The organism is Microcystis sp. M169S2, assembly GCF_020245865.1.
GTDB classification, from domain to species: domain Bacteria; phylum Cyanobacteriota; class Cyanobacteriia; order Cyanobacteriales; family Microcystaceae; genus Microcystis; species Microcystis ichthyoblabe_A.
This window is the reverse complement of the sequence record NZ_JADBUB010000155.1, coordinates 1-7,805: the sequence shown is the minus strand read 5'-3', so window position 1 is coordinate 7,805 and position 7,805 is coordinate 1. Positions and strand designations below refer to the sequence as shown.

Annotated in this window: 9 protein-coding genes; 6 read left to right on the top strand and 3 right to left on the bottom strand. The window is 40.0% G+C overall.

Annotation, left to right across the window (positions count from 1 at the left end; genetic code table 11):
- Positions 1–123 precede the first annotated feature (123 nt).
- Positions 124–426: a sugar phosphate nucleotidyltransferase gene (locus IM485_RS15700; protein WP_287744235.1), complete on the bottom strand. Its 303-nt coding sequence runs from the start codon at positions 424–426 to the stop codon at positions 124–126.
- A gap of 784 nt (positions 427–1,210) precedes the next feature.
- Here IM485_RS15700 and IM485_RS15695 point away from each other — a divergent pair.
- Entirely contained in the window at positions 1,211–2,446 is a 1,236-nt protein-coding gene (locus tag IM485_RS15695; RefSeq protein ID WP_287744233.1) for a hypothetical protein, read from the top strand.
- Between the two features lie 340 nt (positions 2,447–2,786).
- Here the strand turns inward: IM485_RS15695 and IM485_RS15690 are convergent, their stop codons facing one another.
- On the bottom strand, positions 2,787–3,239 hold the full coding sequence (locus IM485_RS15690) for an SRPBCC family protein (protein ID WP_104397114.1): 453 nt from the start codon (positions 3,237–3,239) through the stop codon (positions 2,787–2,789).
- Positions 3,240–3,343: 104 nt separating this feature from the next.
- Here IM485_RS15690 and IM485_RS15685 point away from each other — a divergent pair, with 104 nt between their 5' ends.
- The 3 genes from IM485_RS15685 to IM485_RS15675 all read left to right on the top strand — a co-directional run bounded on the left by IM485_RS15685 (position 3,344) and on the right by IM485_RS15675 (position 5,083).
- Positions 3,344–3,706, top strand: a complete 363-nt coding sequence (locus IM485_RS15685; protein WP_104397113.1) for a cupin domain-containing protein — start codon at positions 3,344–3,346, stop codon at positions 3,704–3,706.
- 5 nt (positions 3,707–3,711) lie between these two features.
- Entirely contained in the window at positions 3,712–4,551 is an 840-nt protein-coding gene (locus IM485_RS15680) for a prephenate/arogenate dehydrogenase (RefSeq protein WP_104397112.1), read from the top strand.
- A gap of 73 nt (positions 4,552–4,624) precedes the next feature.
- Positions 4,625–5,083 carry a nitrate reductase associated protein gene (locus IM485_RS15675; RefSeq protein WP_104397111.1) on the top strand — a complete coding sequence of 153 codons (459 nt, stop codon included), beginning with the start codon at positions 4,625–4,627 and terminating at the stop codon, positions 5,081–5,083.
- A gap of 278 nt (positions 5,084–5,361) precedes the next feature.
- Here IM485_RS15675 and IM485_RS15670 read toward each other — a convergent pair whose 3' ends face one another.
- On the bottom strand, positions 5,362–5,553 hold the full coding sequence (locus IM485_RS15670) for a DUF2949 domain-containing protein (protein WP_002738067.1): 192 nt from the start codon (positions 5,551–5,553) through the stop codon (positions 5,362–5,364).
- Positions 5,554–6,256: 703 nt separating this feature from the next.
- Here IM485_RS15670 and IM485_RS15665 point away from each other — a divergent pair.
- Positions 6,257–6,889, top strand: coding sequence for a hypothetical protein (locus IM485_RS15665; protein WP_104397110.1), 633 nt, complete (start codon positions 6,257–6,259; stop codon positions 6,887–6,889).
- Between the two features lie 38 nt (positions 6,890–6,927).
- Positions 6,928–7,805 (top strand): class I SAM-dependent methyltransferase (locus tag IM485_RS15660; RefSeq protein WP_287744229.1); only part of this gene is annotated, 878 nt, incomplete at its 3' end.

Genomic DNA, 7,805 nt, shown 5'->3' with positions numbered 1-7,805 from the left:
TTTGCTAATAAACATAGCAAAATTATAGATGATTTCCTGACCTAAGATCACATTTTATTCTTTTTTCCACTTCAATCTAAGAATTGAGAAAAAAGCAAAACCTTATATCATACCATAAAAAAATTATGCAAGAGGTCTATTGCCTAACTCTAAGAGGACATCACTGTGATTCCAATCATAGCTAAAGAAATAGTCCCGGATTATTTCCCCTTTATAACCTAGACAGAGCATAAAGTCAGTTAAGCCATAGTGGGCATAAGTTTTCATGATATGCCAAATAATCGGTCGATTTCCGATGGCAATCATCGGCTTAGGTCGAAATTCGGTTTCTTCCCGCAGTCGGGTTCCTTTGCCACCACACAAGATGGCCACGGGAATGTTAGACTTATAGTTCTTAACTGTTAAACTAACCGATTGTATTACCATTGGATTATATAGTGAAATACTTTTAGAGTGACATCATCTTATCGAGGCAGTTTAACACGGGATTCCCGATCTTGTTCAAGATCTGTCTAAAGAAATTTTTGTTGAGCGAGTGTACCTAGTTTATTGCTAAACAGGCTCTTAAATCTTCTGGCAGTTATCTTAATGGTGAGGTACGAGGTTTTCCTTTTGGGGAGTCGGTCGTCGGCCGGTGATGCCAAATCAGGTTATACTTCATCTTTAACGCTATAATTGCTACCAGGTAGGGCTAGAAATTCGCGCTACGCTGCGAAGATAAACATTCGGGGACACAGTCACGAAGCTACCAGAAAATTTTAGGATAAAAATACCGACACCCATGGGGAAATCAATCAATAAAGTCCGAGGAACGGCACTGATTTTAGGAATCCTAGCGATTGCCTTTGCCTTTTTCACCAGGATTGTCAGTATTTTTGAATACGTTACCTTCGATATCGGACCCGATCCCGATCAGATTACCTTTGGTTATCTTTGGATGGATATGTGGAAGGGAAACTTTCCTCAATTGGGACTCGCAGGGGGGGAGAAGATATGGATTCGCAATTCCCCCCCTCTATATTTATTTAGGGTTTCCTCTGATAATTTTCGGTACCGCTCCCGAATTTCAAGTCCTTACCAATGGCCTATTTTCTTTTCTATCGATTCCCCTCTTAATCTACTTTGTTTATCAACTTTTGGAAAATGTAGAAAAAGATAAACGTCTTCTCCTGTCCAGTTTGGCAGGATTTTGGTATATAGCGGTAAGCGCTTGAGTGAGATACAAACCAAGCTTTGCCTAGCATGGTTTATAGCTCGTGAAACTGTACCTCATACGACTGCACACCGCTATAGCACGATTTATGCCGATTATTTTATTAATAATTTTTCCTGGAACCCTAGCCCAATACCCTTTTTCCTGCTCGTTTTTGCTTTACTCTATCGGTTTCAGATGGAAACGAGTAAGCCGCTGCTCTATCAGGCTATAGCTTGGATATTCTTCGGGATTACTGTCGCTATATTGGTGAGTTTACACACCACCACGATGTTAATTATCCCAGCGACTTCTGTTATTGCCTGTCTATGGTTTGTTTATCGAAATCGCAAGAATAATATTAAATGTCTTTTGCCTTTTCTATCGATTCTCTCTGCAAATCTCACCTTGGTGATGTATTGGCACAGTGAGATAGTTGGGAGATTTGCAAATACGAAAGGACTGCTGAGAGCGCTCACGGAGAAGGGGGCAAGCGCTGAACCATCGAGCAATCTGTTCACTCGTCTATTTAAAGCGATTTGGGAAACGGTTTATCTAGGTAATCAAGTGTTTTTTTTGAATGAAAATATATCGGTTTTCAATGTCGTAGTTTCGGCTATTTTTTTCGGCATTTCTCTATACATAGTCATCAAAAAATATCGAGGTAATAAAACACTGATCGGCTTTTTTGCGATTACTTGGATAATTTTTATCTACGCTTCCTCTAATTATCCTGATCAGCATTTTTATTCCCATCGTAAAATCTTACTCTGGTTTGCTCCTATACTTCTGGCGATCGCTAGTCTGGCCTATCTAAACTTGACTAAGACTTTCCACAGGATACTCGCTCTAGTTCTAGCAATTATCATCGGCTATTCTATCGCAACTAATCTCTATTTCAATCAACGTTATCTTGCTAGTAAATACGGTTCCGAAAGACTCCTATCCGTGGCCGATACAGTGGCAATTATCAATCAAATTCCGGTCGGTTCAACCCTTTGTGATCCAGCCAAGAAACGCAAAAGAAAAGAGCGCGGTCAGTACGATTATATCGATACCTTTATGACCAAAAGAGAGCTAAAGATCACCAATGCCTGCCCATCGGGTAGTTATTATATACAGCCGAAATTTAAAATGGCTATCCAAATGAACGATTTATTTCCAATTTTTACCCTCGTCAAAACCCCTCCCCTCGATCGCCCGATGACTCCCCTTCTGGAAACCCCAGAAGCCTATCTCTATAAAATCGAGTAGAAATACCTCAACCATGATAGCGGAATTGGATCGGGATATTCTTAGCAAGTTTTCGTTTTTAGGAGTCGGTCGTCAGCAATTTCATAGCCAAGACGAAAAGTCCGTTAAAAAGGGTGCATCTCAATAAACTCACTGACCACGATGCGCCCCTACCATAATATTATGGTAGGGGCGCATTGCATTCGCCCTCTTTTAATAACTTCTGCTGATCACTACAAATATGAGAGAGCCATAAATATGAGATGCAGCCGATTAAAATGGACTAAAGTTCTTGTACCTAGTCGGTGACTGACTAGAGCCATCGGACAAAAAATAAATTCCCTAACTGCCGATGATTACCTCACCTTGGCGGCGTATTATTGACAATATTAAGCGCATAAAGGCGAAAACGCTCTAGATCAGCTTGCAGGGTCGATTCCACCACTCGACCGAGGAAAAGATTATCCATCAATTTTCCCAACCAACCAGGTATAGCATAGGATGCTGTGAGTCGCACAATACTCTTACCATGACGGTCATAAAAACGAATCGCCCCGCGGTTAGGCAACCCGTCCACGGATTCCCATTGAATCATCTGATGGGGGACAATTTTCATTATCCGTGACAACCAAGTAAATTCTAGACCACCACTGGCTAACTTCCAACGGGAAAGTTCTGGCTCCTCCTCGAGAATTTTCACCGATTCGATCCATTTCATCCAGTGGGGCATTTGTTCTAAATCTGACCAGAGTTCCCAAACCAGATCGATCGGCGCGTCCACTTCTACCTGTACACTATGTTCTAACCAAGTCATTCGTTAATTCTGGCGATGCTGAATATTTCTATGATAACGGCTATTAGTCTTTAGCTTTTCACTCAATGATAAAATAAAAACAATCTTTGAGGTTTAATTTTACTATGTTAATCAGAAAACTGATCGAATGTGAGGAATTCATCGCTGGTGATCATACCCGATTGCGCGAGTTATTGCATCCCGATAAACAGCCGTTAAATCTACGTTATAGTTTAGCCCACGCATGGGTAGATGTGGGGGAAACTTCTACTCCCCACGCTTTAAAAACTGCGGAAGTTTATTATATTCTGCAAGGACAAGGGGAAATGCACATCGATGAGGAAGTACAATTAGTGACTGTCGGTGCTGCTATTTATATACCTCCTCTCGCTAAACAATATATTCATAATTGTGGGGAGGAAACCTTAGTTTTCTTGTGCATTGTCGATCCTGCTTGGCGAGTAGAAGACGAAATTATCTTTGAGTAAAACTAATGAATATTGGCATTATTGGACTGGGTTTAATTGGTGGTTCCTTGGGGTTAGATTTCCGCTCACAAGGTTATAAGGTTTTGGGAGTTTCCCGTCAACAATCCACCTGTGATATCGCTGTAAAAAAAGGAGTGGTAGATGAATCTAGCACCAGTTTAGAATTATTGGCTACTGCCGATTTAATCTTTATTTGTACTCCCATACATTTAATTGTGCCAACTTTGGAAAACTTAACTCACTATTTAAAAAAACAGGCAATTGTCACCGATGTGGGATCGGTTAAAGAGGCAATTGTAGCCAATTGTAGTCAATTATGTCCAAATTTTGTCGGTAGTCATCCTATGGCTGGGAAAACCGAACAGGGAATTAATGCGGCACAATCGGGTTTATTTGTCAATACCCCTTATGTGATTACTCCCCTTGAATCTACTCCTAAATGTGCCGTGAAAATCTTAACCGAAATAGTACAAAAATTAGGCTGTCAAATTTATTATTCCTCCCCCGAAGAACACGATCGAGCCGTGGCTTGGATTTCCCATCTGCCAGTAATGATTAGTACCAGTTTAATCCAAGCTTGTGCAGAAGAACAAGACCCGAATATTCGCCAATTAGCGGAAAATTTAGCCAGTTCTGGTTTTCGCGATACCAGTCGCGTCGGTGCTGGCAATCCCGAATTAGGTTTAATGATGGCTAAATACAATCGTCAAGCTTTATTGATATCCTTGACAAATTATCGGCAAAATCTTGATCAAATTATTGACCATATTGCAGGAGAAAAATGGCAGGAACTAGAGAACATTCTCGTTTCTAGTCATCAATATCGAGCCAATTTTATTCAATAAAAATACCATTTGCCCAGCAATTATCCCGCGGCACTGTATCATAGATTTATACTCAGCAAACCAATAAAATGATATGACCACCTTTTTTGACTTTGAATCCGAATTTGTTGACTCCTTACGTTGTATACCGATGGCCGTGAGAATGAAACTAGATACCTGTGGAGTTAAATTAAAATTATCCCATTGGATGCAGTTAACTCAACCAGAAAGAATGGTATTAGTTAATATGGCTTGTACGACGGCAGCAGAAGCCAAAATCTATCGAGATTTTCTGCAAAAATTAATCACGGAAAAAACCGGTAATCCCCCGGAAGAACTAGCAATAGCTCCCCATCCCGCTTGGCTAGATGATAGCCATATTCCCGATACAGTCCTAGAAAAAGCTGGGGAATTCCAGATCGAAATTAGCTTAGAACAATGGAAAAAATTGCATCCATTCCAACGTTTTGCCCTGATTAAACTCAGTCGTCCCAGTCACGAAAATCTCAACTTCTATCCTGCCCTCAAAGAGTTCCATATAGTCGATGCCTAACTCAAGAACCTATGCCCGATTAAGTTTGTTTCTAAGCTAAGACGCATTTAAACCGCTTATTCTTAAATTAGCCGAACCTCCCCCAATCCGTTTACTGTTGCCTCTTGCCTCGTCTCAACAAGCAATTTAAATTACGAACAGCTTACCTTACTATCATGACAAGCAAAAAGGCAAGCAAGGGGTATAAAATTAAATAAAACTGAATAAATTGCAGTAACTTGCTGCTCTCTTAATAAAAATGATAATTAATGAACCTATTCTTGGAAAATAATTATTAATTATACAGTTTCCATCCAGTCAAAAACTTGATTCAATTGCGACAAATCGATTAAACCGTACTGCCATAAAACCATCGGTAAAGAACCCACCGATGCTTCACAGAGACGCACAGCCATATCGAGGGAACGAGGGGAAATTGCTAACTTTTCCAAGAGGAAAGTGCGGAGTTGTTTTTGTTGATGAGCTTCCATGATTAAGGATCATTGGTAGTGATAATCGAATTATTGAATAACTTACCCTCTATTAAAAAGAGATGCTTCCCTCACGGGGATCACCCAATTGGGTGATTTTGTCCAGCAATCAGAATAATTTAAGAATTTGTCCAGAATATGTCCTACTATCCCGAAATTGCTAGTGGGGATATCAACACTTCCTTTAAGTAGAAAAACGAGAAAGGGGAACTTTTGGGATAAGCTATTGATAAGGAGACCTCGAAAAACAGATTTACTCCAGCATTGCACCGCCTGAAAACCTCATGAAGCCTTTATTTAGGGTTTGCTGAAAAAGTTTGTTGGTGGGGTTAGGAGTCAGGAGTCAGGAGTCAGGAGTCAGTAGCCGGTCGTTTCAGGCTTTGTTGCCCTCTTCTTTTTGTACCAGTTTATGTACTATGAGGAAAATAATGCAAGGTTTTTGAATGTCCCAATCCTATTTTCTTGCACTAACATCAGATTTTAACAGGTCAAAAGCCTTATTTTCAAAGGGTTTTACCATTATTCAGCAAGTCCTATTTATTCTCAATTAGTGCGAAGATTTTCTCAATAAGTCTAATTTATCGAGGTACGCTTTAGGTATTAGACATAATTTAATTTCGAGAACCCGCTTGACTTTCGCCAGTCAATCCTGTAGGATCGAGCGAGTGGTCATTAGGAGAATAAAAAGATAATCTGAGCAACTATGTCAAAAATTAAAATCAACCTACAGATTATTGGCGTTTTTTATAAGCGGTTTATTTACTCAACTGTAACTTTAACTTTTCCTATATTTCTGGCTTCCTTAGTCGCCTGTAACCCCTCTCCAGAAGGAAGCAAAGTTAATACTTCCCCCACGGCTTCCCCCTCTTCTGAAGCACCTACTTCTCCGAACACCCAAACTACTACATCCAACGTTTCTATTCCTGGTGTTCAAAATTACACCGAAATCATTTTTAAACAGCCTCAGAAAAATTCAAGCAATGGTTTCTTCGAGGCAGTTAACGATTCCCCGGAACTTGAGCGAGAACTCCCGAAGACTAAGCCTTTCAGAGTTTCTGGTTGGGCTGTAAATGCTGACTTTACTCAACCAGCCGACCTAGTAATTATAACGATGGGAGATGATAACACTTCTATTGCTATTGCCCCTGTCACGATAGATAGGCCTGATATTGTTAAAGGGTTTAAGAAAAACGCTTTAGCAAAATCTGGCTGGATTGCGGCTATCGATCCCATATCTTTACCTAATAATAGCGTGATACTCAAGGCTTGGTCTTACGATCCCACCACCAAAGAAGCGATTCAATTGTCTCAAGAACATAAGCTGACTTGGAAATAGAGCATCTGGAGTATATTTAGAAAACTGCGAGTATGATTATGATTGATAGTAGTTGGCAGAAAAACTATCCTCCTCTGGAAAAAATAACGGAAAATCTTGATGATAATAGTAGTTTAGCAAAACTATTAAGCTTAATTAGCGAGAACACGAGAGTCATTGATTTTGGATGCGCCACAGGTTATTTGGCTTACTTACTTAAGCAAAAAGGGTGCGTGGTGACAGGAGTTGAAATTAATGAACAGGCCGCAAGCATTGCGGAGGAATACTGTGAGCGAGTGATTGTGTGCGATTTAGATATTACTCGTTTACTCGACATTCTTCCTAAACAAACTTTCGATGTAGCCGTGTTCGGTGATGTGTTAGAACACCTTCGAGATCCTTGGCGAATTTTGCAGGAGACCAAAGAATTATTACTTCCACAAGGGTATGTTGTCGCCTCGATTCCCAATATCGCTCACGGTGCGATTCGTTTATCTTTACTTCAAGGCAAGTTTGACTACCAAGAACTTGGTATTTTGGATAATACTCATTTAAGATTTTTTACTCGAAAAACCGTTGAAGAATTATTTGAAAAAAGCGGATATTTATCCGAAATTGTTGACCGTACCCATCTTCCTATTCTAGAAAATTCTCCTCTAATCCCATCTCTTGAACTTAATTATCTTGATAATAAATTAGTTGAAGAGATTCAAAATGCCAGAGAGACGGATACTCTCCAGTTTATCGTCCGTGCTTTTCCTGCTTCCGTAGAAAACCAGTATAATTTTCTAAAAGCTTTGTTTTTAGAAAATTCCAATCTACTGGAAAGCTCCCAATCGGAACTCCAACAAACTAAGGGTTTACTGGAAAGCTCCCAATCGGAACTCCAACAAACTAAGGGTTTACTGGAAAGCTCCCAATCGGAACTCCAACAAAC

Excerpts from the sequence above, each read along its gene's own strand:
- IM485_RS15675 (WP_104397111.1), top strand. The coding sequence starts at position 4,625 with ATGACCACCTTTTTTGACTTTGAATCCGAATTTGTTGACTCCTTACGT.
- IM485_RS15665 (WP_104397110.1), top strand. The coding sequence starts at position 6,257 with ATGTCAAAAATTAAAATCAACCTACAGATTATTGGCGTTTTTTATAAG.
- IM485_RS15685 (WP_104397113.1), top strand. The coding sequence starts at position 3,344 with ATGTTAATCAGAAAACTGATCGAATGTGAGGAATTCATCGCTGGTGAT.
- IM485_RS15700 (WP_287744235.1), bottom strand. The coding sequence starts at position 426 with ATGGTAATACAATCGGTTAGTTTAACAGTTAAGAACTATAAGTCTAAC.
- IM485_RS15680 (WP_104397112.1), top strand. The coding sequence starts at position 3,712 with ATGAATATTGGCATTATTGGACTGGGTTTAATTGGTGGTTCCTTGGGG.
- IM485_RS15690 (WP_104397114.1), bottom strand. The coding sequence starts at position 3,239 with ATGACTTGGTTAGAACATAGTGTACAGGTAGAAGTGGACGCGCCGATC.
- IM485_RS15670 (WP_002738067.1), bottom strand. The coding sequence starts at position 5,553 with ATGGAAGCTCATCAACAAAAACAACTCCGCACTTTCCTCTTGGAAAAG.